The sequence below is a fragment of the Bacillus sp. T-10(2022) genome (assembly GCF_056502895.1).
Genome location: NZ_CP113518.1, coordinates 1,585,855 through 1,611,902, shown reverse-complemented (window position 1 = coordinate 1,611,902; position 26,048 = coordinate 1,585,855). Strand labels below are relative to the sequence as shown.

The following is a 26,048-nucleotide window of genomic DNA, read 5'->3' as shown; positions in this document are numbered from 1 at the left end:
ACTTCCGAGTAAATGGCCTAAACTCACGAGTTAAACACCAATACTCACGAGTATTTGATGGAAATTCACGAGTATTACGCCAATTCACGAGTAAATGACCGAAATTCACGGCATTTCACTAAAAACACAATACTATAATAAAAATATCGCTAAAAAACAGTTAAAAGCCCGCACATGAGTGCGGGCTTTTTTCACGATTATACCAACTCTGATTGGATATAGTGCAAAATCAGATTGGCTGTATGCTTTAATGAAGAGACATGTGTCCGCTCGAAGGCATGTGATGCATCGATTCCCGGTCCGATCAGACCATGTACGACATCATATCCTGCCCGAATTGCAGCGGAAGCGTCCGATCCATAATATGGATAAATATCAACGCGGTAGTCGACGGCATTTGCTTGGGCAAGTGAGACTAAATGCTGACGCAGTTTATAATGATAAGGACCTGAGGAGTCTTTTGCGCAAATGGATACGCTGAATTCATCCGTCGATTGTCCATCACCGATCGCGCCCATATCGACTGCTAGATATTCGACTGTTTTCTCAGGGATATTGGAATTTCCGCCATAGCCGATTTCTTCATTGTTGGAAATCAGGAAATGGGTCGTATAGGCCAATTTTATTTTTCCTGCGGAAATGAGGTCAATGATATGAAGGAGGATGCCAACGCTAGCTTTATCATCCAAATGCCTTGATTTCAAAAAGCCTGTATCCGTCACTTCCACTCTCGGTTCAAAGGAGACAAAATCTCCAACAGAAATGCCAATGGCCTCGGTTTCCACTTTAGTTTTCACGACAGCATCTATCCGGACCTCAATTGTCTCATCATCACGCTTGGCATCGCCGGCATTTTTATATACGTGGACAGAGGTCTGATTGATTAAAATGGTCCCGGTGATGATGGCTCCGTCAGCTGTATGGATTTTACAATACTCCCCTTCCACTGAGTTCCAGCGGAAACCGCCGATCATCGTCAATTTAAGGCGGCCATTCGCCTTGATTTCTTTTACCATGGCTCCCAGGGTATCGACATGGGCAGTCAGCAAGCGTTGTTTGTTATCATCTTCGCCTTTTAATGTAGCAAGCAATGCCCCTTTATTCGTGATGTTATAAGAAACCTTCCTCTGCTCCATGAAATCGGCCGCGTATTTAATGGCTTGTTCAGTATAGCCGGAGGGGCTGGGTATGGACACCAATTCTTTTATGTAAGATACGATTTCTTTTTCTTCGATCACGCTCATGCATATCTCTCCTTTCCTCTTTGTTCATTATATCTTTTCATGGCAACTTTTAACATATTAAAAGACCGCCAAAAGGCGGCCCTTTAATAGATTTAACTCATAAAAGCCATTACAGGCAAGATGGCCATAGCTAATGTTGCAATTCCATATAACGCTAAATTCTCCATATTCACTCTTCTTTTCCACTTATCGCGCCATACCTTGTATCTGTCCATATCTTCGGTTCTCATTTAAAAAAACCTCCTTCATGATGAAAGTTCAACTTACTTCAACTGTCTTTGTTTGTTGGACATTTCCTTCATATACTCCAAGAAGGCAATTCTCTTTTCGTCTGGATAGGCTGTAATGTCTGCAATGATTTCCTCTTCGAGAGGTTTCAGTAAACGGCCAACCGATTCAGTAAACAATATTTCTAACTCTCTCTTTGTTTCATTAGGATTTCTCACTTCCATCAATATCACCCTTCCAATTACTTACTATTATCTATATAACCTTTATCCACTTCATTGAAACGCAAAAAAACGACCGCCCATATAGGCAGCCGCTTTTCATCAATTAAATTATTTCGTTACCCCGACATTATGCCATTGATATTGACGGCCTGCGAGATAATCGTAACCTGTAACACGTTCATTCACTCCAGCCAATTGATAACGGAATAATGTCGGAATGACCGGAACCTCTTCATGGATCAATTCTTGCCACTCATTATACGTATCGATCCGATATTGATCATCGAAGGCTTCCTCTGAAATCCCTTTAGCAAGGAGCTCATCATTTTTTTCATTCACCCAGCGGGTATAGTTAAATTCTGCAGATCTGGACCAAATTCCTGATGGATCCGGATCGGAAGCGACACCCCATGCAGCTGAATATACATCAACTTCGTCATTATCCTTTTTCAGCAGGTCATAGAATGAATTGAACTCATGCAGCCTTCCATCTTGCAATTCGACGTCCAAACCTACTTGTTCCCATTGCTGGATATAATACTTCGCTAGTGGCTCAGAAACATCGGAACCGCTCATGGAAGCAAAGTTGATCTTGAACTCTTTTCCATCCGCATCTTCTCGAATGCCATCGTTATTCGTATCTACAAAACCTGCTTCATCCAAAAGTTTTTTAGCTTTTTCAGGATTATATTCATATGCTTTTACATCTTTATTGTTATATTTAAAGTTCGGTGTAATGACAGAGTTGGCAGGGAAGCGAAGGCCCTTGAACATTTTTTCGCCAACTTCTTCATTATTGATGGCATATGCCATTGCCTGACGAAGGCGTTTATCACCGAATTTTGGATTCTCATCCATAACATTTTCTTCTTTTTCCTTATCATAATGACCGAAGTTGAAACCAATATAGGAATAAGCCAATTCAACTTTCCCCAATAATTCGACATTGTCCAGTTCCTTGGCCTGTTCATATTGCTCCGCCAGGACCTCCGCTACATCGAGGTCGCCATTTTCAAGTGACTTGACGACAACAGACGGATTCACGACTTTTAATGTGACACTGTCCAATTTAGGTTCACCGCGGTAATAATCTTTGTTCGCTTCGAATTCGACCGCTTCCCCTTGAACGATTTTCTTCACTTTGAATGGTCCAAAACCAACCGGATTTTTACGGATTTTATCCGATGATTCCAAATCTGCAATCGGAACATCTTTTAAGTATTCTTTATGAAGCGGGTATGTCCATAATCCGGTCGTGACGGAAGGATTCGCTTTTTTGAAAGTGAAAGTGATTTTCTTGCCGTCGACTTTTATGCCTGAAATCTTGTCCGCTTTCCCTTCATGATACTCCTCCATACCCTCGATTAAAGCCATTTGTTCATCATAGCGTACACCTTTATAATCTTTGCTTCCCATGACAAGGTATGCATATTCTAAATCAGCGCCTGTCACAGGTTTTCCATCATGCCACTTCACATTATCCTTAATCGTCAGCGTAACCGTTTTATGATCATCCGAAATCTCATAGGAAGCGGCACCTTCATTCGTGAAAACATAGTTTTCGTCTGTATCCAATAAATCTTCATCAAAGAATGTGATAACTTGGTTATCAGGCTCGCCTTGATAGAAAACTTTGTTTAATATCCCTTCAAACGGGGTATCGGATACCAATCCATATGTCAAATGGCCGCCTTCAATCGGCTCTCCTTGATTCGTCGTCTTTGTCGGGAATTTAGAGGTATCGACCTGTTCGACATCTTTCCCTTTTTTCTCTTTCGTTGACGATTTCTCCGTATCATCCGAACATGCAGCAAGCAGTAGAGACGAAATGGCCAATGCACTTAATACCTTACTGTAGCTTTTGATTTTCATATCATACACTCCCCTTTTTTATGCTCTTCTTTGTCTTGCATCGGCGGCGCGTTTTAACGCTTGACCAACGAAATTTATACTCAGCATCAACACTAAAATCATGAGTGATGCGGGTACCCATATCCACCACTTGTTTTCCAGAACATCTGGATTTCGAGCATAGCTGATGAGCGTCCCTAAACTCGGTGTGCTCTCCGGAAGACCGAACCCTAAGAAAGTCAAACTGGATTCTAGGCCAATATTGCCAGCAAGGTTCAAAATGAAGTTAACGATGATCAGTGAACTGACATTGGGCAGAAGCTGAAACAGGATGATTTTCCAATGTGGCGTCCCGAGTGTCTGTGAGGCGTGGATATAATCCAGCTCACGCTCTGACAAAGCCTTTGAACGAATCAGCCGGGCCTTACCTGTCCATAAAAACATCGTCATGATTAAAATGAAAACATATACATTGAAGATCGGTACAATCGTGACTACAACGATGATGAACATCAATTGCGGCAGGGCAATCACGAAATCGATAATACGCATGATCACATTATCGGTTGCCCCGCCGAAGTAGCCAGCCAGAAGCCCTAATGATAAACCGATGATAGCGGTGAATAATGTTATGAATAAACTGATCGTGAATGAATTCCTTGTACCCACTATCAATTGTGCAAATACATCCCGGCCGCCATAATCGGTTCCAAGCCAATAGTCTGAAGATGGTTCCATATAAATGGAGAGGAAATCGACCTTGGCTATTTCCTTGGCGTCCATGAAGAGCGACGCACCGTAAACAAAAATCAATATGGCTGCTAATATAATCAATGAGCCCATGGCAAGCTTATCCTTTTTGATTTCCTGCCAGATGATTTTGATTCCTGAAGGGCTCACATCGTTAACTTGTATGTTCTTTCCGGTTTCTACTTTCATTTCCATAAGACTCACCCCGCTCCTATTCTATCCGTATGCGCGGATCGACCGCACTAAGTATGATGTCCGAAAGAAGAGTGCCAAGCAGAGTGGCAAATCCCGTCATCATGACGATGGCCGTGACAACGCTGAAATCCCGCAGACTGACTGAACTAAGGAAAAGCTGCCCCAGACCCGGATAACTGAAAATGGTCTCGATTATGACCGCGCCGCCGATCAATCCAGTAATTTCATAACCTAAGAATGCCGCTATCGGTAAAAAGGAATTTCTCAGGATATGCCGTGAATATACTTTTGATTCAGGCACACCCTTCGAACGCGCTGTCCTTACGAAATCCTTGATTTTATTATCGATGATTTCATTTCGCAAATATTGGATCGTACTTGTTGTTGCAATTAAAGCTGTACTTAAAGCTGGTAAAATCAAATGATTGATCTTGCTTACAACATAGGCGAATGTTCCTTCATCCACCTTTGAATCGACACTGCCACCAGACGGGAACCAATCCAGGGCAAATCCGAAAACGAATAACATGATTAAAGCAAAAATGAAAATCGGCGTGCCAAATCCTACATAGCTATAACCCGTAACGGTTTTATCCACCCAGGTATCGTTATACCTTCCGCTAAGTATGCCTAATGGAATCGCAAGCATATATGTAAAGATCAGCGTGACCAACGCCAGGAACACCGTGTTCCAAAGCCTGTCTTCGATAACATCCATGACGGGCGTCTTATGTGTATAGGAAATACCGAAATCCCCCTGTACTGCATTGGATGCCCACCTTATATATTGTTGGTACCAGGGGTCATTCAAACCCAGTTCTTCCCTGATCCTATCAAGCTCGGCCGGGTTGGCCCTAGGATTTATTTCCTGACCTGACAGTGCATCTCCCGGCATTGCTTTTGCCATCATGAAAACGATGATGCTCAATAAAAAGAGCTGCGGGATCATAACTAATAAACGCCTTAGGATAAACTTCCACATATTCCTTCCACCTCCTTATTGTAATGCGACTCTATGTGTCGATGAAATTGGCTTCAAATCGTAGGCACGTCCATTCTCATCGAAATATTTTGAGTAGGTAGACTCATATTCCGAGGTGAGTTTTTTTCTAAGCTGCACTTTATCTTCGCGAACTTCCGGCTCTAAATCCGGAATGGCGGCAATCAGGCGCTTCGTGTATATATGTTGCGGATTTTCATAGATTTCCTCGCTTTTGCCTTCCTCTACCAACCTACCGCGATACATAACGCCCATCCGGTCACACATATGCCGGATTACACCTAAGTCATGACCGACAAATAAATAAGTCAAATTGAACTCCTGTTGAAGATCCTGAAGGAAATTCAATACCTGTGCCTGAACGGAAACATCCAGTGCTGACACCGGTTCATCCGCAATGATCAGTTTAGGTTTCAATGTCAAAGACCTGGCAATCCCAATCCGCTGGCGCTGTCCCCCTGAAAATTCATGAGGATACTTGTGAATCGACTCCGGACTGAGTCCGACTTTGTCCAAGAAGTCCTGGACGATTTTCTTTTCCTCTGAAGGTGATAACCGTTCGAAGTTCCTCAGCGGTTCGGCAATGATGTCAAGTACCCTCTTCTTGGGATTCAATGATGAATACGGGTCTTGGAAAATCATTTGGATATCTTTTCTAAATGGTTTAATTTCTTTTCTACTTAAAGATGCTAAATCCCTGCCTTCAAACAGGATTTGTCCGGATGTGACATCATTCAGCTTGACCACTGCCTTGCCTGTCGTGGACTTGCCGCTTCCGGATTCCCCGACCAACCCATATGTTTCCCCTTGCTGCAGCTCAAAGGAAACACCGTCCACGGCCTTTACGTGATCGACCACCCTTCTGAAAAAACCGCCCCTTATTGGAAAATGCACTTTCAGATTATCTAATTTGAGTAATGTCATGGGCCGATGCATCTCCTTCAGCTTGAAAATAAAATTTTTTATAGCACGTACAGCGCACAAAATGGTCGTTGCCCACTTCGTGAAGTTGGGGTGTCTCTTCATGCGCATGCTTAGGTATCCAAGGAATCCTATCTTGGAAACGACATCCTATCCGATCCATTTTAGCTATCGATGGAACGATTCCCTCAATAACGTGCAACCGGTTTTTCTCGTGTGCAGCCGAAGGAATCGAATTTAATAACGACCTCGTATATGGATGCAGCGGATTGTTGAATATCTCTTTAACACTTCCCGTTTCCACTACCTGACCTGCATACATGACAACGATCCTGTCAGCGACCTCTGCTACGACGCTCAGATCATGTGTGATTAAGATGATCCCCATTTTTGTCCTGCTTTGGATATCCTTCAGCAGATCAAGTATTTGTGCTTGAATCGTAACATCCAGTGCCGTCGTGGGTTCATCGGCAATGACCAGCGCAGGGTTGCAAGCAATGGCAATCGATATCATTGCCCTTTGCCGCATTCCGCCCGAGAGCTCATGCGGATATTGCTTGTACGTCCGTTCAGGATAAGGAATTCCCACTTGTGTCAAAAGTTCGATCGTCCTGTTCTTTTTTTCAGCACTGGAGAGTTCAGTATGGTAATCAAGATTCTCCTCGATCTGTTTTCCTATGGTCATGAGCGGGTTCAAAGCCGTTAATGGTTCCTGGAATATCATACCCAATTCCTTACCACGGACTTTATTCATTTGCACATCATTCAACTTTAGTAGATTTTGACCTTTATAATTGATATTTCCTTCGGATTTCGTTCTCTGCTTATTATGTAATTGCATGATAGATAAGGCCAAGGCACTCTTTCCACAACCTGATTCTCCAACAACTGCTACAATTTCATTTTCATTCACCGTAAACGAAACATCATCCACCGCTGCATGATATTTGTTACCGATTCGAAATGAGGTAGTTAGGTTCTCTATTTGTAAAATAGCTTTCTTCATCCTTGCTCCCCCTAAACTATTTTATCGGGAAAATAATTAATCTTCTGATAATTAGTTAAAATTTTAATCAATTTATTACATTTATACAACAGTTTTTTTAGAAAATAATCACATTTTTTTCATATTTTATAACTTTAGGAATAATTTTCTGCAATAAAAAATCGTTTCCTTTATAACTGTTATACAGTAAAGTTTTGAAGTCCGATTAAATATATAGAATCAATAATTTTGAATTTATTATTTCAAGATAGCTTTTTTAAAGTTTATGCCCATTTATTTACCTTGCCGTTTTACGTACCGCGGAATGGTTCCGGTTGAAGTATTTTAATATTTCAGAAAAATTAGTATATTTGCAAGAATATCATAGAAAAGGTAATTACTTCATATATATTTCAATACTTTTAAAAAAACACCTAATTTTCATGTAATGCAATGAAACCTTTTTAAAACAGATTCGTAGAAAACGGTAGAAAATAAATGATGAGGTGATTGAATGTATTCACAAACTGTACAAACATATATGCCGTCCGTCATGCGGACGTTCGCTTTATCACTTGCCGTTTCCGTTTTAGGGATGGCTCTCGGCACTCTTGTACCGCCATCGTTGTTTCTTCCCTTGGCGATACTTGAGATCGCCATGTTGATTGGAGCATTCATATTGCGGAGGAAAAAAGCCATCGGCTACACATTTTTGTATAGTTTCACGTTGATTTCTGGAATTACGACCTATCCGATCATCGCACACTACCTAGCTGCTGCAGGGGCAAATGTGGTGATCCTGGCAGGTGTGACGACGACAGTCGTATTTGGAGGACTGGCGATTTATGCCACAACCACCAAAAGGGACCTTTCTTTCTTGGGAGGGATGTTATTTGCGGCCTTGCTAGCTTTAGTGGTCATTAGCATATTCAACATTTTCTCTCCATTAAGCTCTACAGCCATGCTGGTCTTTTCCTTTATCGGGATTTTAGTTTTCAGTGGTTATATTTTATATGATTTCAATCGAATGAAGCATTACGGGGTAACAGCCGAAGAAGTACCGCTCATGGCCTTGAATCTATATCTTGATTTCATTAACCTATTCATTAACATCTTGCGCTTCTTTGGTATTTTAGCAAGCGATGACTAAAGTGCTAATAGTATCAAACCATAACATAAGAAAGACGCTTGGACTTATCCAAGCGTCTTTTCACATTTCTTTCCCATACGGTTAAGCTGTAAGATGTGAGTACTGATTTTCCCCAAACCCCTGCGTTGAATAAAAGACCAAATCACAATGAATTTGGTCTCAATCATTAATAAGAAAGAAGGGATGCGTATCTTATTTATATAATCCTGGATTTGATTGATCGGTCCATGGCAGTTTCACTCCGAAAGTACTAGCAATGAACTGTGTATCTTCCCTTCGTTTTTTCCTTATTTGGGCCCGTTGTTTTGCTGATTCATTTAAATTCATTTCCATCTCTGTTTCAGGAACCAAACGCGGAACCGGAATTGGTTTACCTTCTTCATTAATGGCAACAAATGTCAAGAAGGAAATGACGCATAAATTCCGCGCTCCTGTAACTAAATCCTCTGCAATCACCTTTACGATGATTTCCATTGATGTTCTGCCCGTATACGTCACGAAGCTTTCAAGGCAAACTGCATTTCCTTCGTGAATAGGGTGCAGGAAATCGACAGAATCAGTTGATGCAGTAACGACGTTGCTTCGAGCATGACGCATGGCTGATATAGCCGCTACATCATCAATGTATGCCATTAATTTGCCTCCGAACATCGTACCAATATTATTTGTATCCGGCGGGAGGACAAGGCTTGTTTTTATGACCAAAGAGTCCCGGCAATTTTTTGTTTCTTCCATGGTGACTGCACTCCTTTATGTCTGATTTCTCACTAGTCCACTTTATCGAATTCTTACCTGTAAAGCAATTCACATGCTTATTTTCCTGCTATTAGTCAAAATTATGCGGCCTATAGCGAAGCCCACTGCTTTCACTGCCCTTTTGACTGCTTGCCTTGCTGCAGCTCACGCAGGCTTAAGCCAAATGTCATTTGTAAATGCGGATAATCCTTGAACCCTGCCCAATCCCCTCCCCAATCGAAACCTAACTCTTTAGCGATGGTTACGACTTCCATCCAATCCGACTTTCCATTATCGTTGCCGTCATAACTCATGTCCCAAATGGCCTCGCCTTGTTTGTTAAGGAGGGCAAAATCTATCGCCAAACCGAAATTATGCAGCGACTCGCCACCTCTTGCATTCGTTACGATGTTGCCCGAGTCTGATCTGCCCTTTTCATATAGCTCATTTTGCTCGGCTATAGACCGGAACCCCGCAGTAATGATAACCGGGATGCCTTTGTCATTAGCCAATTGAATGAGCTCGTCTTTTTTTTCGGCGACAATCGGATTCAGCTCGTCAGTCAGTTCGATTTCATCCAGATCAGGAGGAAGCATATACTTGAACAAGAGCCCCAGTAACAATCCTAAAAAGCCCAATACCAAACATGTCCTTACCCAAGTGGCTTTCACTGAAAAATCCTTCCTTTACGAATATCTGTCTGAAAGTGAAAAACTCAACCAAAGACGGATGAGTTTCTTCCATTATAATTTTGCTTTCAATTCTTCAATTTGCAATAAATGCCGTTTTTCATGAAGTCCCACGAACGGGATCCATTGCTTCAAGCTTAAATCTTTAAACAAAGGATGTGGAAAAGACTTTTGTTCGAGATCAATTCCCTTTGCATGGACAACGACCTGTACAAAAGCTTTTCGGGATTCGGACAGCTTTTCCTTAACCTCACTCAAAGTTTGGTATGATTCTGACGGAATGACAAATGGCGGGGCCTGGACCTTCACTTCACGATTTAAAGTAAGCTCGATCGGTTTATCCACAGCAGGAACACTATCGTCACTTTTCAATTTATCGGATATGGTCTTTGTTATGGCCCTCTCCATTAAATATAAATGATCCAATACCTGGATGATGCTCCATCGTCCAGTTTCAGGATGGGCGTTCAGCTGTTCATCCGATAGTCCGTTGACCGCATTTAAAAGCTCTTCCCTGATTTTTTCATTTTCATTCATTTTTAGCATCTCCTCTTATAAGACTCGCTAATCTCCTTTAATTATTCCATGTCCTATAGGAAAGTGTAAAATAATAATACTTTTTGACAGAAACGAACCGATTAAAAGTTGTCTATTTTTTTAAAAGCTCTATGATAGTCATTAAGGTAAAATTCAAATGACTTTCAAAATTCATCATGGATAGTCTAAATAGGAGTGATCGTTATGAGTGGAGGACATATTCCATTCAGCCACAAAGGCCGCAGTGCCCTGCATGCAATACCCTCAAAAGGAAGCATATGGTTGATGCTCAAACAAATGTTCAATCGGGTACCATCCAAATGGAAGTTTTGCACTTTGACTTTATGTATAATGCTTTTCATTTCATTGCTTGAGTTCTCCATCCCCCAGTTGACGCAGTTTACGATTGATAAAGTCATTCCCGAAAAAAGATATGATTTGTTAATCTGGATTGGCACAGGAATTCTTTGTGCTAGCATCTTATTGGCTTTACTGAACTACTTTAACAGCTATATCGTTTCCAAGGTCGGTCAAAAGGCTATTATGGATATACGGAATAGCATGTATGACCATATTCAAACACTGGATATGAAATTCTTTGACAAAAACCGTACTGGTGACTTAATGTCCCGGTTGACCAATGATGTCAACTTACTGCAGCAGCTCATTTCTTCGAGCATGCTTCAAGTCTTGACAGACACGGTGACTTTCATTGCCGTGGCGGTATATATGCTTTTCATTAACTGGAAGCTGACCATTGTCCTTCTTTTTACATTCCCGTTCATGTTCTATATCACAAGGGTATTCGGGAAACGCATCAGGATGTCATTTAGGTCTGTGCAAAGTTCCGCAGGAGATGTCAGCAACCAGTTACAGGATTCCCTTTCAGGAATGCGGCTCATTCAATCTTTTACAAATGAAGAGTTCGAATCAAGGCGGTTTGCCGAGCGTAATCAGGAAAATATGGCTGCAAACGTTAAGTCCGTTCGGCTACGTTCCATGTTCGGTCCGATTATTGATTTATTGAACAATATCGGTCTTGTAGCAGTTATTGTGTTCGGTGCTTGGCAAGTGATGGAAGGTGAATTCACAATAGGATTAATAGTTGCCTTCCTCGCCTATTTAAGGTTGCTGCAGAGTCCCGTTCGCAATTTTAGCCGGGTCATCAGCATTGTCCAGCAATCAGCCGCCGCCTTTGAGCGGATAAATGAAATATTGGAAACTCAACCTGAAATAAGTGACAAGGGAAATGCCATTGAACTCCCTTCCATAAAAAAGCAAATTGAATTTCAATGTGTTGATTTTGCATATGATGAGGGTGTTCCCGTGCTCAGCAATTTAAACCTGACCATGAAAGCTGGTCAAGTAACCGCTCTGGTCGGCTCCTCTGGTGCAGGAAAATCGACCATCACGAGCCTTTTGATCCGATTTTATGATCCGCAAGATGGAACTATTAAAATGGATGGCCATGATATCAAAAATGTATCACTGAAATCATTAAGGGGACAAATGGGAGTTGTCTCCCAGGATATCATTTTATTCAACGGTTCCATCCGTGATAACATCGTGTATGGAAAACTTGATGCTACAGATGATGAAATCATCGAATCCGCCAAAGCAGCAAATGCGCATGACTTTATCAGTGCCTTTCCTGATGGTTATGATTCTCAAATTGGAGAGCGCGGAGTCAAGCTTTCAGGCGGACAAAAACAGCGCATTGCCATTGCCAGGGCACTTTTGAAAAATCCGCAAATCATCATTCTCGATGAAGCAACGGCGGCCTTGGATACAGAATCCGAACATTTGATACAGGAAGCTTTGTCACGTTTATTGATAAACCGGACTTCAATAGTCATTGCACATCGTTTATCGACCATTCATGATGCCGATCAAATAATCGTCCTGGAAAAAGGGCAGGTTCATGAAAAAGGAACACATGAACAGTTATTGCAAAACGACGGCAGATACAAGCAGCTCCATGACTTGCAGTTCCCGCAACTAAAAGCCATATTAAATTCCTAGCAAGCAAAAATGCACAGAATGTCTTTCTGTGCATTTTTGCTTTCATTTGAAATCATAACTTTTCAAAACCCGATTCGCAATGAGCTGATACCCTTTTTCGTTCGGATGTAACTTATCACTGAAATACTCTGTTTTCTTTTTACCTTCAAAAAGATCATTCGTAGGAATGAATAACATCCTTTTGTCTTTATCCGCTATTCCCTTTATTGACTGGTTATAATCGCGAATGTGCTTTTCAAGTTTTTGATTTCCTTTAATCGGGTTATATAGTCCCATTACCAGAATATCCGCTTTATCGTTTGCCTTTATCAGTGTTGCCGTAATCTTTTTCAGATGGCTGATATACTCCCGTTTACCCTCATTGATTTTACGATCACTGATTTTCTCCAAGTCCCCGCCGTTACTATTGATCAAGTCATTCGTTCCGATATAAACGATGAAAGTATCGGCTTCATCAAGTTTCGTTTTAATGCGGTAATCATCAAGCTGTTTCATCACCCCATCCGTTTCCTGGCCTTTTATACCGTAATTCCAAAAACTCACTTTTTGTTCCGATTCCGGGTTATTCAATTCATCCTCCAGGCCTTCTATATATCCTTCCCCGTCCTTATCCCCTTTTCCATAGGTTAACGAATCTCCAAAAGCCATCACCCTTTGCACATCTTCCGACTCCGAGGCCTGAAATTCAAATGCAGCAAAACATATAACCAGTACTATAATCAAAAAAACTGACAATTTTTTCATTTGGTTCTCCTCTGTCTTTTTACTAGAAGTATTTAATCCTTTACATACCCCAAAAACCTGCAGACGTAACATAAAAAAGGAATTGTCAGATAAAGAGTAAAGAGTGTATGATAATAAAAAACTTTCAATGGATTGAGTGTCATTTACCGTCCCTTAAACAAAAAACGGGATTACCCTTCATTCTGGAGATTGAATAAATGATAGTTAGGAGTTTAAATCATGGAAGAGCACATAGAGTTTAGAGAGGCAGAACTATCTGATCTACCCAGAATTGTTGAAATATATAATTCGACAATTGCTTCAAGAATGGTCACGGCGGATACGGAGCCTGTATCCGTTCAATCGAGGGTTAAATGGTTTGAGGAACATCATTCAGAAAGTAGACCGCTATATATCATTACTATAGAAGGGAAAACTGCTGGATGGATGAGCTTTCAATCCTTCTATGGCCGACCGGCATATAATTTCACTGCCGAAATCAGCATTTATATTGATGATTATTTCCGGGGAAAAGGAATCGGACAAATTTCGATTCAAAAGGCAATTGAATTGAGTCCAAAATTAGGTATTAAGACTATATTGGGTTTCATTTTCGCCCACAATATACCGAGCCTTAAGCTTTTTTCCAAATTCGGGTTTGAAGAATGGGCACATTTACCTCAAGTTGCCGAGCTGGATGGCATTGAGCGGGATTTAATCATTCTCGGTAAACGTGTTGATATTTAATATAATTCTTTAGAGCTATTGCCTTGAGCAGTAGCTTTTTCAAATTAATACAGGTCGAATTGGCTAATTTAAAAATAACGATATGCTTTTTGGAGGGAAAAATATTCAGACTCTCTTTTACTTGCTAACGCATTTAATAGCGTATCCAATTCTTGACTTGCTTGAACAGTTAGCAGACTTGTTAAGCCGTAACTTGCTGCTAATTTGAACATTTCCTGTCTCTTTTCTTCAATTCTTTCTATAGTTACCTTACGGCAAGGCATTATATGACACCTCCCATTTATTCAATTTTTTACACTTTCATCATAATGAAACTACTAGTCAAAATCAACTATTTTCCAGAAATAAAATGTGTTATTTTATAGGTCAAATGTGACAAAACACCTACTTCATTCTTAATTATGTATATTTTATGTCATTTTCTATTAAACCCAAAAAAGCATCCACTAGTGTAGACTGTGAATGCTTACATCATATCCCTTATCCAAGAACCCAAAATATAGTCCATCGCTTACTATGTCATCCATTCAGAAGGTGACTCGTTATTAGGTCTATTTATAACAATCCTATATTCATCTTCGAGCACTTTTAATGGGGCATCATAAAGGTGCCTTTCATCAGAGGTTTTGTATACTCCATTGGCCAATAGCTCTTCAATGAGCTTTGCCTTCCTCTGTTCAATCCTCTTAAATAATTCTGCCATGTAAATGGCTCCTTTCCTAGTCATCCTAGAGCCTGCTTCTAGTTAGCTAACTTTATCAACTTGTTTGATTTTCACCAAATTATATATACCTTTTCTATTATGTCACTAAACGTTATTTCCAAAAATAAAAGCCCCTTCTAATTCAAGAAGAGGCTGACAGTGTCCGTACGGCTCTTCTTATCTTCCAAGCATATGCTTGTTGGATTTAGCACAGTTCCCAAAACGGGTCCGCTGCCGAGGTTTCTTTGGGCCAAGTCCCTCCACCTCTCTGGATAAGAATTCGATATATAAATGATGTAGAAATGATTCTATCCTAATAATCATCAAAAGTCAATTACCTGGTTCTCCCTTTTTTCCTGGACATAATGTGCTCTCTCTTCAAATACGGGTTGCATTTTCTTGTCTTTCTGATATGATGTCAGTAATTACATACAATTCACACCACTAGGGGAGTCTTTTTTAAGACTGAGATGGAAATAGTTCCGGACCCTTTGAACCTGAACCGGCTCATACCGGCGGAGGGAAGTGGATGATATCGTCCATTTACAGACTATATCCATCTACCCCGTTCCGTATTCAGGAACGGGGTTTTTCATTATCAACGGGAACCATTCTAAAGGAGGATGAACAATGGAGAATATTAAAACAGAAACATTCAGTGATAGACTTCATGCACGGGCAAAAGAGATTTGGAAAAGGAACCATTCACATCCCTTTGTCCAGGCAATTGGAAACGGCACGCTTCCTGAAAAGAAATTTGCCTATTACCTGAAGCAGGACTATATCTATCTCATGGATTATTCCAAGCTCTTTGCTTTAGGTGTCATCAAAGCTCATAACATCGAAACCATGGCAAAGTTTGCGAGCATTTTAAATGAAACCCTTCAAGTGGAAATGGATATCCATCGGCAATATGCTTCCGAATTCGGGATCAGTGCCAAGGAATTGGAAGAAACAGAACCTACTCCCACCACTCTAGCCTATACAGGTTACATGCTAAATGCAGCTCAGCATGGGACTTTGGCAGACTTGATCGCCTGTCTCCTGCCCTGCGCTTGGGATTATTATGAAATCGGTTTGCTACTAAAAGAACAAAATGGAGCAGCATTGGAAAACAATCGCTACGCAGATTGGATAAGGTCCTATTCATCACCTGAATTCGGGGAAGCACACAAGTGGCTGATCGCATTGTTGGAAGAATTGACGGAAGGCATGCCAGAAAAGGAACTTCTTAGATTAGAAAAGCACTTTTTGGTTACTTCCCGATATGAATATTTATTCTGGGATATGGTTCAAAATGAGCAGGATTGGCCGCTGTAGGTCGCAGACATGATGATGAATCCCATCAAGAAACTGACGTTGACTGCCATGATCACGGCTATAACGACGCTGACCAGTTCATTTATTTTCATCCCTGCAGGATTTGCAAAGGTCTTTCCTATTCAGCATCTGGCAAATGTCCTCACGGCCGTTCTATTGGGGCCTGCTTATGCTGTGACACAAGCTTTCTTAGTTTCCATCATTAGAAACATGTCTGGTACCGGTTCAATATTCGCCTTTCCCGGCAGCATGATCGGTGCACTTTTGGCTGCCATCCTTTATCGAAAAACACAAAGCTTAAAATTCGCTTGTTTAGGTGAAGTAATCGGGACCGGCATTCTCGGTTCCCTGGCCTGTTATCCACTTGCCATCCTCCTATTAGGAGAAAAAGCGGCTCTTTTTGGTTTTTTACCGGCTTTTATGCTCAGTTCATTCGCAGGTGCGATTTTAGCTTTCATATTACTTAAAATACTTCTAAAAAATAATTATATGAAGGGGTTTTTTTATGAAAACAGCATTAACCATCGCCGGTTCTGATTCAGGGGGCGGTGCTGGAATACAAGCGGATTTAAAAACATTTTCTGCACATGGGGTCTTTGGAATGTCTGCCATAACAGCCGTAACCGCACAAAATACAATGGAAGTCCGTTCAGTACAGCCAATTGAAACAGCTATCATATCGGACCAAATTGCAGCTATCTTTGAAGATATTCCTGTCGATGCAGTAAAAATAGGCATGCTTGGATCAAAAGAAATCGTGGAAACAGTCGCTGCGTCCCTTAAAACCTTCATGCCTGCCATCGTTATCCTTGACCCTGTCATGATTTCCAAAAGCGGCCACCATTTGCTCGACGAAAAGGCTGTCTCCGCCTTAAAAATGGATTTGCTTCCGCTTGCAACACTTGTAACACCAAATGTACCGGAAGCGGAAGTACTTACTGGCTTGTCGATTCGGACGAAACAAGATTTCTACAGGGCATGCATTTCGATACAAGAAATGGGTCCCAAAGCCATTTTACTTAAAGGGGGCCATGCAGCGGGAAATCCAAATGATCTTTTTTATGATGGGACTGACTTCCACTGGATCAAGGGAGAGCGCATACATACAAAAAACACTCATGGTACGGGCTGTACCCTATCATCCGCCATTACATCAAACCTGGCAAATGGACTGCCATTGCAAGAGTCGATAGAACAGGCCAAGACTTATATTTCTGAAGCGATACGCAATAGCTTTTCAATCGGTAAAGGTCATGGACCTGTCCATCATTTTCATTCATATTCAAAAAAAGAACGGAGTGACTTAATATGAAGGTTTCCGCAGCCGATTTATTCGTGAAGGTAAGGGAAAGAAAACCACTCGTTCACCAAATCACCAACTTTGTTACGGTCAACGACTGTGCAAATGCCACCCTTGCCATCGGTGGTTCACCAGTGATGACATCGAGCCCAAGAGAAGTGGCGGATATGGTCAAATTAGCGGATGCATTGGTCCTGAATTTAGGTACGATCGATGATAAAGCCTTGGAAGCAATGGAGATTGCCGGCAAGACGGCAAATGACCTGGATATCCCGGTCATTTTGGACCCGGTGGGAGTTGGTGCAACCGCCTATCGAACAGAGCAAGTGAAAGAGCTCCTAAGTAAGGTTACTTTCCAAATCATTCGCGGCAATGCAAGTGAGATCCTTTCATTGATGGGTGGGGATACCGTTACTCGCGGGGTGGATTCGGAGGAGCTTGCGGTCAGCAATGCAGAGCTGGCTGCTCGAGCGGCAAATAAATTGAATTGCATCGTCGTGGTCAGCGGAGCGAAGGATGCTGTCAGCGATGGAAAACGTACGTCCATCATCGATAACGGGAACCTCCTATTAACTAATGTTACAGGTACCGGTTGTATGTCCACTGCTCTTATCGGCACTTTTTCCGGAGTCACCGATGATTTCTATTCTGCGGCGATTGCCGGTATCTCAACCATGAGCATTTCAGGGGAACTAGCTGCCAAAAACCTTCAAAAGGATGAAGGGACAGGAACGTTTCGTGTGCGATTAATCGATGCAATATCAAGAATGGATAAGGAAATCTGGATGCATGAGGTGAAAATGAATGAAGAAGTCCCAAATTGATTTAAGCCTGTATTTAGTTACGGAAGAGTCCATAGGAATAGAAGAATTGACCAAAATCATTGCAGAATCTGTTTCAGGAGGTGTCTCGATCGTACAGCTTAGAGAGAAAAACAATTCCTCCCTCTCCTTTTATAATAAAGCTTCTGCATTAAAACAGTTATTGAACGAGCTGTCCATTCCCCTTATCATCAATGACCGGGTGGATATAGCACTTGCTGTTGCAGCGGATGGAATTCATATTGGGCAAGATGACCTTCCATTGCCTGTCGTCAAAAAAATGGTTCCTGAAGATATGATTGTCGGTGTATCTGTCTCCACTCTTGAAGAGGCTATAGAAGCCGAACGAAATGGAGCAGATTATATCGGAGTCGGTTCCGTTTTCCCAACAAAGACCAAACAAGATGCAACCTTAATGGCAATTGGGGATCTGGAGGAAATTTGCCGCAGCGTATCAATTCCCGCCGTAGCCATCGGGGGTATCACGGCCGATAACATTTCCGCCCTTTCTGCTAGCGGGCTGTCCGGTACCGCAGTCGTATCGGCCATCATGAATGCAGAAAGTCCAAAGACTGCCTCCGAATCCCTTTTAAAAATCATAAAAAACTTTAAATAACAAAAGGATGGGGACTGATTACAGTCCCCATCCTTTTGTTTATGTCAAAACGGTATTCTTTGTTTCCTTCCCAAAAGCTACGGCAACTGCCCCCACTAAAATAGCAATTGTAAAAATGGTGAAAATCGATGAAATCGGGGTGCCTGCCGCAACTAAATACCCTACAAGCAACGGTCCCAGGACACCGCCGATCCTGCCGATCCCTGCGGCTAAACCAGCACCTGTACCGCGAACTGCTGTTGGATACTGCTCAGGAGTATACGCATAAAGCGCACCCCATGCCCCTAGGTTGAAGAAAGATAGGAACATTCCGGAAACTATCAGCAGTGCCAGCCCCTCTGCCGATCCAAAGAAAAAGGCACTGACTGCCGTTCCAATTAAGTATGTGATCAAAACGAATTTACGTCCCAACTTCTCTATCAGCCATGCAGCTGAAAAATAACCCGGAAGCTGTGCAAGCGTCATGATCAATACATATTCAAAGCTTTGAATCATGCTGAACCCTTTTAGGACCATCACACTTGGAAGCCATAAAAACATCCCATAATAAGAAAAGACCACGCAAAACCATAAAACCCACAACACAAGGGTCTGACGGGAGTATTCCTTTTTCCAGACACTTTTCATATTGCTTAATACAGATGGCCTCTGCTTTTTTTCAAGTTCCGTATACTTCGGTGAATCCGGCAGTTTCAAGCGCAGATACAGCGCATATAAAGCGGGTACGGCGCTCAATAACAATGCAACCCGCCAACCATAAGCCGGTATGATGAAATAGGATATGAGTGCTGCCAAAATCCAGCCAACCGCCCAAAAACTTTCAAGAAGGACGACGACCCTTCCCCTTTTACTCGCTTCAACACTTTCAGAGACCAATGTCGAGGCAACCGGAAGTTCTCCTCCAAGTCCCATTCCAATCAAAAATCGCAATATCAAGAACAAGCTGAGTGTACTGACTGCCGCAGACAGGCCACTTGCGATTGAAAACAATAATAATGTAATGATAAAGACATTCTTCCGTCCGACCCTGTCGGCCATCGCACCAAAGAATACGGCTCCAACAGCCATTCCTATGGAGTTTATGCTCCCAATCCAGCCAACCTGCTCACTGGTTAAGTTCCAGTCCTGTCTTAAAGCTACTATAATGAAAGAAAGCATACCGACATCAAGTGCATCGAACATCCATCCAAGACCCGCAACACCAAGTAACTTACGCTGCGATATCATTTTCGCATCATTTCCCATATATTCCTCCTGAAGAACTTTAGACCTTCTTGTTATTTTATCCTTATTCATTTTAACTATTAACTTTCATTTTTGCTATAGTAAATACACATGTCATGACAAAAAAATACTTCATTTTTAAAATGATGAAGAAACCTTGGATATTCTGTCGAATGTTATAGATTGAATATTCCCTTTTTTTCATTTATCATAAAAATTGGCATAGATCATAGCGTTAACAATAAGTCATCATGTTTTGCCCAAGATAATCATTTTATTCAGGAGGGTAATTAATGACAAATCTAACGTTAGAAGTAAGTGGAAAGCTGCAAAAATTTTTAACAGGACCAAAAAAGCTCTATATTAATGGTCAGTTTGTAGAAAGTGCTTCAAAAAAAACCTTCTCCACTCCTAATCCTGCTACAGGACAAAAGCTTGCCGATGTTTATGAAGCTGATAAAGAAGATATCGACTTAGCCGTCAAAGCTGCACGCAAAGCATTCGATGAAGGTCCTTGGTCAAGGATGAGCGCTGCTGCACGCAGTAGACTTATGTATAAACTAGCCGATTTAATGGAAGAAAATAAAACTGAACTAGCTCAATTGGAAACGTTGGATAATGGAAAACCAATCAATGAAACGACCAATGCCGACATTCCTTTAGCGATAGAACATATGAGATATTTTGCTGGCTGGTCCACCAAGATTGTCGGGCAGACCATTCCGGTAAGCGGAAATTATTTTAACTACACAAAACACGAGGCTGTTGGTGTTGTCGGCCAAATCATCCCATGGAACTTTCCGCTTCTTATGGCGATGTGGAAACTGGGAGCGGCACTCGCTACAGGTTGTACAGTCATATTAAAGCCTGCTGAGCAAACACCGCTTTCCGCTCTTTACCTGGCTGAATTATTGGCTGAAGCCGGTTTCCCTGATGGGGTCGTCAATATCGTTCCCGGTTTTGGTGAAACCGCCGGACAAGCACTTGTCGACCATCCGCAAGTAAATAAAATTGCATTTACCGGTTCGACCGAAGTTGGAAAATTGATCATGCGCTCCGCTTCATATTCATTGAAACGGGTCACATTGGAACTTGGAGGGAAATCGCCAAACATCATCCTGCCTGATGCTGATTTCTCAAAAGCCATCCCTGGAGCTTTGAATGGAGTCATGTTTAACCAAGGTCAGGTATGCTGTGCCGGTTCAAGGGTTTATATTCAAAAGAAACAGTATGATAATGTTGTTGCCGATATGGCCAGCCATGCAAAAAACATCAAACAAGGGATAGGTCTGGATCCAAGTACACAAATTGGACCGCTTGTTTCCGAGGAGCAGCAAAATCGGGTAATGGGTTATATTGAAAAAGGGAAAAACGAGGGTGCGGAAGTTCTTGTCGGCGGAAATAAACCGGGTGAACAAGGCTACTTTGTTTCTCCTACTATATTCGCTGGTGTTGAAGAGGATATGACGATTGCCAAAGAAGAGATTTTCGGACCGGTCATAGCGGCAATGCCATTCGAGGATTTAGATGATGTCATTAACCGTGCAAATGCCAGTGAATATGGATTGGCTGCCGGCTTATGGACAAGCGATATAGCCAATGCCCATTATGTTGCAGGAAAACTTCGTGCCGGTACAGTATGGGTGAATTGTTATAACGCGTTCGACGCAGCTTCCCCGTTCGGCGGCTACAAACAATCCGGAATTGGACGTGAAATGGGATCTTATGCACTGGACAACTATTCTGAAGTGAAAAGCGTCTGGATTAATTTGGGCAAGTGATTTTTTGATTAATAAGAAAGAGGGTCTCAAAGAGGCCCTCTTTCTTTCAGTCCATTGATTCACTGTACAGATTCATTGAATTATTCAACTATTCAAACCTTTTCAATAGTCTTTCCTTCTTTAGTTTTGGTAAAATGCAAGATAGACAAAATAGCTGCTGGAGCCTGAGCGAACTTAAGTTGCAAATGAACTCCTTCGTATACTATTAATTTCACATCGGTGTAAAAAGTTTCTTTTTTATATCACAATAAGTACAATTAAAAATGTAGAAAATGGAAAAGGAGTTTTAAAATGATGAGTGATTTTCAATCGAATTTAGAAAAATATGCGGAACTTGCCGTAAAAGTCGGCGTAAACATCCAACAAGACCAAACACTGGTCGTAAACACAACATTAGAGGGCGCTGACCTTGTGCGTCTCATTGTAAAAAAGGCATATGAAAACGGTGCGCGCAATGTCATCGTTAACTGGAATGACGATATCGTTTCACGTACCAAATATGAACTGGCTCCGGACGAGGTGTTCCACGAATATCCAAAATGGCGCGCAGAAGAAACGATCGAACTTGCAGAAAACGGAGCTGCCTATCTATCCGTCATCTCCTCCAGTCCGGACTTATTAAAAGGTGTAAAACCTGAAAGGATTGCCAACTTCCAAAAAGCATCCGGGACTGCTCTGAAGAAGTGGCGTCAGTATATGCAATCCGATAAAGTGAGCTGGTCCATAGTTGCCGTCCCTTCAAAGGCTTGGGCTGATAAAGTATTCCCTGAAGAAGCAGAAGGTAAACGCGTTGATCTGCTGTGGGAAGCCATTTTCAAAGCAGTTCGTGTTGATGTGAAGGATCCTGTAGAGGCCTGGAAAAAACACGATGATACCCTGCATGAAAAGGTTGATTATTTAAATGATAAGCATTACCAAAAATTGCATTACACGGCTCCTGGAACCGACTTGACAATCGAGTTACCCGACAAACATCTTTGGGTCGGAGCAGGAAGCGTTAACGTACAGGGTCATGAATTCATGGCTAACATGCCAACCGAAGAAGTGTTTACAGTTCCATTGAAAACAGGCGTTAACGGTACGGTTTCCAGTACGAAACCACTTAGTTACGGCGGCAACATCATCAATAATTTTTCCGTGACCTTTAAGGAAGGACGGATCATTGAAGTAAAAGCTGAAGAAGGGGAAGAAATCCTAAAACAATTGGTTGAAACGGATGAAGGTTCTCACTATCTTGGGGAAGTGGCACTTGTTCCATTCAACTCACCAATTTCCCAATCGAATGTTTTATTCTTCAATACACTATTCGATGAAAATGCATCAAACCATCTCGCTATCGGCAGCTCCTATGCTTTCTGTATTGAAGGCGGAAAAAACATGAGTCCAGAAGAGCTTGCAGAAAATGGACTGAATGAAAGCCTTACACATGTCGATTTCATGATTGGATCGGATAAAATGAACATCGACGGTATCAAACAGGACGGCACTTCAGAACCTGTCTTCCGTAATGGGGATTGGGCGTTTTAAGAAGAGCATTGATTTAGAAGGGTTTTGAAGGGTTAAACCTTAAGTGGTCACGAAAATGGTCACATTTCTTTAACTTTAAACAAATTATCAAGTTCCTCAGCCACGTGTTTCTGCATACTGGGAAGCACGTGGCTATACTTGTCTAGCGTAATTTGAATGGATGTATGCCCAACTCGCTCTGAAATGACCTTTACATTCTCATTTTGTTTGTTTAGCATCGTCACATGTGTATGTCTTAAATCATGAAAACCGATTGAAGGTAACCCTAGCTTTATCGCTTGGGCTTTAAGTCGTTTGGAAAGCGTTGCAGAATCGAGCGGATTACCGTAACGTGTACAAACAACTAAATCATAATCATTGAAGTTTTGACCTTGCTTCAACTTATGTCCGACAACAACGAGTCTCTCCCTTTTCAGTTGTTCTATCAACACGTCAGGAATATGAATCGAACGGACACCAGCATTTGTTTTAGCCCCAACTTTGAACTGCTTTGCGTTTATATCATAGATTTGTCTGATATAGATGATTTTTTGTTCAAAATCAATATCCTTCCAACGCAATCCAGTTATTTCACCTTTTCTCATACCAGTTAATAACGCAATTAAATAGACCGTATAAAATCGATGCTTCTTTGAGTGCTGTATGAAGTATTCCACCTGTGCAGTATCCCAAGCGGTCATTTCAAGATTGTTTCTCTTTGGTAACGTTACATTTAAAACTGGATTTTCATTTACTACCTTTAAACTAACAGCCTTTCTAAAAACAACCTTCAACATATCAATAATTTTCTTAACGTATTAGAACTTAAAGCAGTTTCTTCTACCAAATCATAAATAAATCTTTGGACTATCAAAGGTTCAATTTTTTGCATTTAAAAATAACCTAGTCTGGGATTAATATGACACTTATTAAAACTAATATAGTTTTGATAAGTACTTACCGCTACATTCAATTTCATTTCCTTCAACTAGTCTTGAATGAAATCACCTAGAGTCATATTATCTGGTTCAACATAGTTACCCAGTCTAACATCATTTAGAAACTCACTAAGAGCATGCTCCGCTTCCTTCTTATTATTCCCCTCTTCTTTTTTTTTGTTCGTTTCCCTGTTAATGGGTCAATCCCCATATCGATTACATAAAAATACTTACCTGTTTTCTTGTCTTTCATGATACTGCCTTTCACTGTTAAGAACCTCCTAGATTTCCCAACAGAAAATAAGTCCCTTATATACATTTTATCAAATATTAAGAAGTGCTACTATTTCAAGCTTTATGTATTTCTCTACACAAACAAGTTAAAACTCAAAAAAGAAACGCTCATATAAAAGCGTTTCCTTCTAATATTTATTGAGGAACACGATTTTGGGTCGTATTCCTCGTATTTTATCTAAATGAGGTTTATTATTCTTGTTCTCCCATTTAGTAGAACTCTTCAAATAAGTTGTATAATGACACTTCTGATAAATCAAATTTTCATTCTTTGTAGTTCATAAAAGATCTGAATGTTCCCTCTGCTATCATATTCTTCAAAACATCACGCCCGACTTCTTTTATTTTTATTGTTTTTCTAAATACTCTATTATCGCTTGAAAAGCATTTGTCTCTTTTGAACTAGGAGACAGATAAGAAGATAATTTTACAATCACTGTATCAGCTTTTGGTGCAATGTATATTCGCTGGTCAAACTTCCCACGGGCTGAATATCCACCGAATTGATCATGACTAACCCACCATTGATTATGATAAGAGAATCCTGAAAGATGACTATGATTACTTTCCGCAAGATATTTTCGGTTACCACCATTTTTAATTTCCCTTATAATATGTTCCGGAATGATTTGTTGGCCATTGTAGTAACCATCGTTAAGCATCATTTCACCAAATCGTGCCAAATCACGCAATGTAGCCCGCATACCGCCGCTGGCAATATCCGTACCGATTAGATCCAATTGCATTAATGCGTTTTCTTCTGCCCCCAGTTTAGACCAGATTATTTCTTGAATTAATTCTGCCAAGTTTTTCCCTGTCAAGCGTTTGACAATCCATCCCAATGCTTCTGTTTGTCCACTTTCATAATAAAATGCAGTACCGGGTATTTTATCTTTTTTGCTCGACAACATAAATTCGTATAGGTTTTCGGGTCCATCGTAGTTATCAGGTTTGGGAATTGAACCTGTTGCCATAAAAATCGGTGTCCTACGGCCTATTCCCAATGGCGGGTCGGCTTCCAAATATCTCACAGGAACTTGCATATCAAGCAATTGCTGAACTGTTCCATCACCAAGTCCTGTTCCGTCTAACTCAGGTATATAGAAGGAAGATTTTTTATTTGTATCTAGTAATCCTTCATCAGCAAGCAAACTAACAATCAAGCCTACAAAAGATTTTGTAGCAGAGTTCATTGCATGAAGCTGATAAGATTTATATCCGTTAAAATAGTTCTCATACAAAACTTTTCCATTATGCATCACTAAAAAAGCATCTGTGTCAGTTCTCTCAAGATCGGCTAAAACACTTTCCCCATTCTTATTGTTTATTTTTTCTAGATTTAATTGGTCTTTAGCATATGATAATTGGGTGGGCTTTTGGTTTCCTCTCCATATAATACGACCGGGACTCAGTTCACCACTATGACAATACCGTTGCAAATTTTTTTTTGAAGTAAACCAATTATCCTTCGTAACGATATCCTCTGTAAGTGGTGGAAAAACTTTGATTTCATTCTTTGTAATGGACTTCATTACAATCCCTCC

General features: G+C 41.1%; 28 protein-coding genes and 2 riboswitches. Of the genes, 10 read left to right on the top strand and 18 right to left on the bottom strand.

Features of this window, described 5'->3' with window-relative positions; genetic code table 11:
- Positions 1–197 precede the first annotated feature (197 nt).
- The 8 genes from OSJ91_RS07915 to OSJ91_RS07880 form a co-directional block, all read right to left on the bottom strand.
- Positions 198–1,244, bottom strand: coding sequence for a M42 family metallopeptidase (locus OSJ91_RS07915; RefSeq protein WP_485891349.1), 1,047 nt, complete (start codon positions 1,242–1,244; stop codon positions 198–200).
- A gap of 92 nt (positions 1,245–1,336) precedes the next feature.
- Complete coding sequence (locus tag OSJ91_RS07910) at positions 1,337–1,474, bottom strand: hypothetical protein (protein WP_485891348.1); 138 nt, start codon at positions 1,472–1,474, stop codon at positions 1,337–1,339.
- Positions 1,475–1,507: 33 nt separating this feature from the next.
- Positions 1,508–1,696, bottom strand: a complete 189-nt coding sequence (locus OSJ91_RS07905; protein ID WP_350301844.1) for a hypothetical protein — start codon at positions 1,694–1,696, stop codon at positions 1,508–1,510.
- A gap of 108 nt (positions 1,697–1,804) precedes the next feature.
- Positions 1,805–3,568 (bottom strand): oligopeptide ABC transporter substrate-binding protein, encoded by a 1,764-nt coding sequence (gene opp4A, locus OSJ91_RS07900; protein WP_485891347.1) that lies wholly within the window; start codon positions 3,566–3,568, stop codon positions 1,805–1,807.
- 18 nt (positions 3,569–3,586) lie between these two features.
- Positions 3,587–4,486 carry an ABC transporter permease gene (locus OSJ91_RS07895; RefSeq protein WP_485891869.1) on the bottom strand — a complete coding sequence of 300 codons (900 nt, stop codon included), beginning with the start codon at positions 4,484–4,486 and terminating at the stop codon, positions 3,587–3,589.
- Positions 4,487–4,508: 22 nt separating this feature from the next.
- Positions 4,509–5,474 (bottom strand): oligopeptide ABC transporter permease, encoded by a 966-nt coding sequence (opp4B, locus tag OSJ91_RS07890; RefSeq protein ID WP_137018948.1) that lies wholly within the window; start codon positions 5,472–5,474, stop codon positions 4,509–4,511.
- A 15-nt stretch (positions 5,475–5,489) separates the two neighbouring features.
- Positions 5,490–6,416 (bottom strand): ABC transporter ATP-binding protein, encoded by a 927-nt coding sequence (locus tag OSJ91_RS07885; RefSeq protein ID WP_137018949.1) that lies wholly within the window; start codon positions 6,414–6,416, stop codon positions 5,490–5,492.
- Complete coding sequence (locus OSJ91_RS07880; RefSeq protein ID WP_350301841.1) at positions 6,394–7,419, bottom strand: ABC transporter ATP-binding protein; 1,026 nt, start codon at positions 7,417–7,419, stop codon at positions 6,394–6,396. Before OSJ91_RS07880 ends, OSJ91_RS07885 begins: the two co-directional genes overlap by 23 nt.
- A 493-nt stretch (positions 7,420–7,912) precedes the next feature.
- Between OSJ91_RS07880 and OSJ91_RS07875 the strand changes: the two genes are divergently transcribed.
- Complete coding sequence (locus OSJ91_RS07875) at positions 7,913–8,548, top strand: Bax inhibitor-1/YccA family protein (protein WP_101224033.1); 636 nt, start codon at positions 7,913–7,915, stop codon at positions 8,546–8,548.
- A 192-nt stretch (positions 8,549–8,740) separates the two neighbouring features.
- Here the strand turns inward: OSJ91_RS07875 and OSJ91_RS07870 are convergent, their stop codons facing one another.
- From OSJ91_RS07870 to OSJ91_RS07860, 3 genes are all read right to left on the bottom strand, one after another.
- Positions 8,741–9,283, bottom strand: a complete 543-nt coding sequence (locus OSJ91_RS07870; protein ID WP_034314279.1) for an acyl-CoA thioesterase — start codon at positions 9,281–9,283, stop codon at positions 8,741–8,743.
- 131 nt (positions 9,284–9,414) lie between these two features.
- Positions 9,415–9,954: a M15 family metallopeptidase gene (locus tag OSJ91_RS07865; RefSeq protein WP_413016416.1), complete on the bottom strand. Its 540-nt coding sequence runs from the start codon at positions 9,952–9,954 to the stop codon at positions 9,415–9,417.
- Between the two features lie 72 nt (positions 9,955–10,026).
- Positions 10,027–10,509, bottom strand: coding sequence for a DinB family protein (locus OSJ91_RS07860; RefSeq protein WP_413016414.1), 483 nt, complete (start codon positions 10,507–10,509; stop codon positions 10,027–10,029).
- A gap of 204 nt (positions 10,510–10,713) precedes the next feature.
- Here OSJ91_RS07860 and OSJ91_RS07855 point away from each other — a divergent pair, with 204 nt between their 5' ends.
- Entirely contained in the window at positions 10,714–12,531 is a 1,818-nt protein-coding gene (locus OSJ91_RS07855; protein ID WP_485891346.1) for an ABC transporter ATP-binding protein, read from the top strand.
- 42 nt (positions 12,532–12,573) lie between these two features.
- On the opposite strand, the gene OSJ91_RS07850 is transcribed toward OSJ91_RS07855, so the two are convergent.
- The gene (locus OSJ91_RS07850) at positions 12,574–13,275 is read right to left on the bottom strand and encodes a GDSL-type esterase/lipase family protein (protein WP_485891345.1); all 702 of its coding nucleotides are present in this window, start codon (positions 13,273–13,275) and stop codon (positions 12,574–12,576) included.
- A 219-nt stretch (positions 13,276–13,494) separates the two neighbouring features.
- Between OSJ91_RS07850 and OSJ91_RS07845 the strand changes: the two genes are divergently transcribed.
- Positions 13,495–14,001: a GNAT family N-acetyltransferase gene (locus OSJ91_RS07845; RefSeq protein ID WP_350301837.1), complete on the top strand. Its 507-nt coding sequence runs from the start codon at positions 13,495–13,497 to the stop codon at positions 13,999–14,001.
- A gap of 68 nt (positions 14,002–14,069) precedes the next feature.
- Here OSJ91_RS07845 and OSJ91_RS07840 read toward each other — a convergent pair whose 3' ends face one another.
- Positions 14,070–14,264 carry an aspartyl-phosphate phosphatase Spo0E family protein gene (locus OSJ91_RS07840; RefSeq protein WP_413016407.1) on the bottom strand — a complete coding sequence of 65 codons (195 nt, stop codon included), beginning with the start codon at positions 14,262–14,264 and terminating at the stop codon, positions 14,070–14,072.
- 251 nt (positions 14,265–14,515) lie between these two features.
- On the bottom strand, positions 14,516–14,704 hold the full coding sequence (locus tag OSJ91_RS07835) for a Fur-regulated basic protein FbpA (protein ID WP_350301835.1): 189 nt from the start codon (positions 14,702–14,704) through the stop codon (positions 14,516–14,518).
- Between the two features lie 174 nt (positions 14,705–14,878).
- Positions 14,879–14,983: riboswitch (SAM riboswitch) on the bottom strand.
- 157 nt (positions 14,984–15,140) lie between these two features.
- Positions 15,141–15,245, top strand: a riboswitch (TPP riboswitch).
- Between the two features lie 89 nt (positions 15,246–15,334).
- On the opposite strand from OSJ91_RS07835, the gene tenA reads away from it, so the two are divergent.
- From tenA to thiE, 5 genes are read left to right on the top strand one after another with little or no spacing between them, the layout of a single operon-like run.
- Positions 15,335–16,024, top strand: coding sequence for a thiaminase II (tenA, locus tag OSJ91_RS07830; RefSeq protein WP_485891344.1), 690 nt, complete (start codon positions 15,335–15,337; stop codon positions 16,022–16,024).
- A gap of 15 nt (positions 16,025–16,039) precedes the next feature.
- The gene (gene thiW, locus OSJ91_RS07825; RefSeq protein ID WP_485891868.1) at positions 16,040–16,561 is read left to right on the top strand and encodes an energy coupling factor transporter S component ThiW; all 522 of its coding nucleotides are present in this window, start codon (positions 16,040–16,042) and stop codon (positions 16,559–16,561) included.
- Complete coding sequence (gene thiD, locus OSJ91_RS07820; protein WP_485891343.1) at positions 16,530–17,336, top strand: bifunctional hydroxymethylpyrimidine kinase/phosphomethylpyrimidine kinase; 807 nt, start codon at positions 16,530–16,532, stop codon at positions 17,334–17,336. The genes thiW and thiD overlap by 32 nt, the downstream gene beginning before the upstream one ends.
- Positions 17,333–18,148 carry a hydroxyethylthiazole kinase gene (thiM, locus tag OSJ91_RS07815; RefSeq protein WP_485891342.1) on the top strand — a complete coding sequence of 272 codons (816 nt, stop codon included), beginning with the start codon at positions 17,333–17,335 and terminating at the stop codon, positions 18,146–18,148. Before thiD ends, thiM begins: the two co-directional genes overlap by 4 nt.
- Positions 18,129–18,761, top strand: coding sequence for a thiamine phosphate synthase (gene thiE, locus OSJ91_RS07810; protein ID WP_485891341.1), 633 nt, complete (start codon positions 18,129–18,131; stop codon positions 18,759–18,761). Before thiM ends, thiE begins: the two co-directional genes overlap by 20 nt.
- A gap of 39 nt (positions 18,762–18,800) precedes the next feature.
- On the opposite strand, the gene OSJ91_RS07805 is transcribed toward thiE, so the two are convergent.
- A complete protein-coding gene (locus tag OSJ91_RS07805) occupies positions 18,801–20,006 on the bottom strand; it encodes an MFS transporter (protein ID WP_241590517.1) in 1,206 nt (401 codons plus the stop codon).
- A 272-nt stretch (positions 20,007–20,278) separates the two neighbouring features.
- Between OSJ91_RS07805 and OSJ91_RS07800 the strand changes: the two genes are divergently transcribed.
- Together OSJ91_RS07800 and OSJ91_RS07795 are read left to right on the top strand one after the other, a co-directional pair.
- A complete protein-coding gene (locus tag OSJ91_RS07800) occupies positions 20,279–21,766 on the top strand; it encodes an aldehyde dehydrogenase family protein (protein WP_137023217.1) in 1,488 nt (495 codons plus the stop codon).
- A 294-nt stretch (positions 21,767–22,060) separates the two neighbouring features.
- The gene (locus tag OSJ91_RS07795; RefSeq protein WP_485891867.1) at positions 22,061–23,293 is read left to right on the top strand and encodes an aminopeptidase; all 1,233 of its coding nucleotides are present in this window, start codon (positions 22,061–22,063) and stop codon (positions 23,291–23,293) included.
- Positions 23,294–23,352: 59 nt separating this feature from the next.
- Here the strand turns inward: OSJ91_RS07795 and OSJ91_RS07790 are convergent, their stop codons facing one another.
- The 3 genes from OSJ91_RS07790 to OSJ91_RS07780 all read right to left on the bottom strand — a co-directional run bounded on the left by OSJ91_RS07790 (position 23,353) and on the right by OSJ91_RS07780 (position 26,036).
- Entirely contained in the window at positions 23,353–24,069 is a 717-nt protein-coding gene (locus tag OSJ91_RS07790) for a tyrosine-type recombinase/integrase (protein WP_350301828.1), read from the bottom strand.
- A gap of 259 nt (positions 24,070–24,328) precedes the next feature.
- The gene (locus OSJ91_RS07785) at positions 24,329–24,478 is read right to left on the bottom strand and encodes an Arm DNA-binding domain-containing protein (RefSeq protein WP_350301827.1); all 150 of its coding nucleotides are present in this window, start codon (positions 24,476–24,478) and stop codon (positions 24,329–24,331) included.
- A 373-nt stretch (positions 24,479–24,851) separates the two neighbouring features.
- A complete protein-coding gene (locus tag OSJ91_RS07780) occupies positions 24,852–26,036 on the bottom strand; it encodes a serine hydrolase domain-containing protein (protein WP_350301826.1) in 1,185 nt (394 codons plus the stop codon).
- Positions 26,037–26,048 lie beyond the last annotated feature (12 nt).

Bases quoted from the DNA above. Each gene is read 5' to 3' on its own strand.
- OSJ91_RS07915 (WP_485891349.1), bottom strand. From the start codon at position 1,244: ATGAGCGTGATCGAAGAAAAAGAAATCGTATCTTACATAAAAGAATTG.
- OSJ91_RS07910 (WP_485891348.1), bottom strand. From the start codon at position 1,474: ATGAGAACCGAAGATATGGACAGATACAAGGTATGGCGCGATAAGTGG.
- OSJ91_RS07905 (WP_350301844.1), bottom strand. From the start codon at position 1,696: ATGGAAGTGAGAAATCCTAATGAAACAAAGAGAGAGTTAGAAATATTG.
- opp4A (WP_485891347.1), bottom strand. From the start codon at position 3,568: ATGAAAATCAAAAGCTACAGTAAGGTATTAAGTGCATTGGCCATTTCG.
- OSJ91_RS07895 (WP_485891869.1), bottom strand. From the start codon at position 4,486: ATGAAAGTAGAAACCGGAAAGAACATACAAGTTAACGATGTGAGCCCT.
- opp4B (WP_137018948.1), bottom strand. From the start codon at position 5,474: ATGTGGAAGTTTATCCTAAGGCGTTTATTAGTTATGATCCCGCAGCTC.
- OSJ91_RS07885 (WP_137018949.1), bottom strand. From the start codon at position 6,416: ATGACATTACTCAAATTAGATAATCTGAAAGTGCATTTTCCAATAAGG.
- OSJ91_RS07880 (WP_350301841.1), bottom strand. From the start codon at position 7,419: ATGAAGAAAGCTATTTTACAAATAGAGAACCTAACTACCTCATTTCGA.
- OSJ91_RS07875 (WP_101224033.1), top strand. From the start codon at position 7,913: ATGTATTCACAAACTGTACAAACATATATGCCGTCCGTCATGCGGACG.
- OSJ91_RS07870 (WP_034314279.1), bottom strand. From the start codon at position 9,283: ATGGAAGAAACAAAAAATTGCCGGGACTCTTTGGTCATAAAAACAAGC.
- OSJ91_RS07860 (WP_413016414.1), bottom strand. From the start codon at position 10,509: ATGAATGAAAATGAAAAAATCAGGGAAGAGCTTTTAAATGCGGTCAAC.
- OSJ91_RS07855 (WP_485891346.1), top strand. From the start codon at position 10,714: ATGAGTGGAGGACATATTCCATTCAGCCACAAAGGCCGCAGTGCCCTG.
- OSJ91_RS07850 (WP_485891345.1), bottom strand. From the start codon at position 13,275: ATGAAAAAATTGTCAGTTTTTTTGATTATAGTACTGGTTATATGTTTT.
- OSJ91_RS07845 (WP_350301837.1), top strand. From the start codon at position 13,495: ATGGAAGAGCACATAGAGTTTAGAGAGGCAGAACTATCTGATCTACCC.
- OSJ91_RS07840 (WP_413016407.1), bottom strand. From the start codon at position 14,264: ATGCCTTGCCGTAAGGTAACTATAGAAAGAATTGAAGAAAAGAGACAG.
- OSJ91_RS07835 (WP_350301835.1), bottom strand. From the start codon at position 14,704: ATGGCAGAATTATTTAAGAGGATTGAACAGAGGAAGGCAAAGCTCATT.
- tenA (WP_485891344.1), top strand. From the start codon at position 15,335: ATGGAGAATATTAAAACAGAAACATTCAGTGATAGACTTCATGCACGG.
- thiW (WP_485891868.1), top strand. From the start codon at position 16,040: ATGAATCCCATCAAGAAACTGACGTTGACTGCCATGATCACGGCTATA.
- thiD (WP_485891343.1), top strand. From the start codon at position 16,530: ATGAAAACAGCATTAACCATCGCCGGTTCTGATTCAGGGGGCGGTGCT.
- thiM (WP_485891342.1), top strand. From the start codon at position 17,333: ATGAAGGTTTCCGCAGCCGATTTATTCGTGAAGGTAAGGGAAAGAAAA.
- thiE (WP_485891341.1), top strand. From the start codon at position 18,129: ATGAAGAAGTCCCAAATTGATTTAAGCCTGTATTTAGTTACGGAAGAG.
- OSJ91_RS07805 (WP_241590517.1), bottom strand. From the start codon at position 20,006: ATGGGAAATGATGCGAAAATGATATCGCAGCGTAAGTTACTTGGTGTT.
- OSJ91_RS07800 (WP_137023217.1), top strand. From the start codon at position 20,279: ATGACAAATCTAACGTTAGAAGTAAGTGGAAAGCTGCAAAAATTTTTA.
- OSJ91_RS07795 (WP_485891867.1), top strand. From the start codon at position 22,061: ATGAGTGATTTTCAATCGAATTTAGAAAAATATGCGGAACTTGCCGTA.
- OSJ91_RS07790 (WP_350301828.1), bottom strand. From the start codon at position 24,069: ATGTTGAAGGTTGTTTTTAGAAAGGCTGTTAGTTTAAAGGTAGTAAAT.
- OSJ91_RS07780 (WP_350301826.1), bottom strand. From the start codon at position 26,036: ATGAAGTCCATTACAAAGAATGAAATCAAAGTTTTTCCACCACTTACA.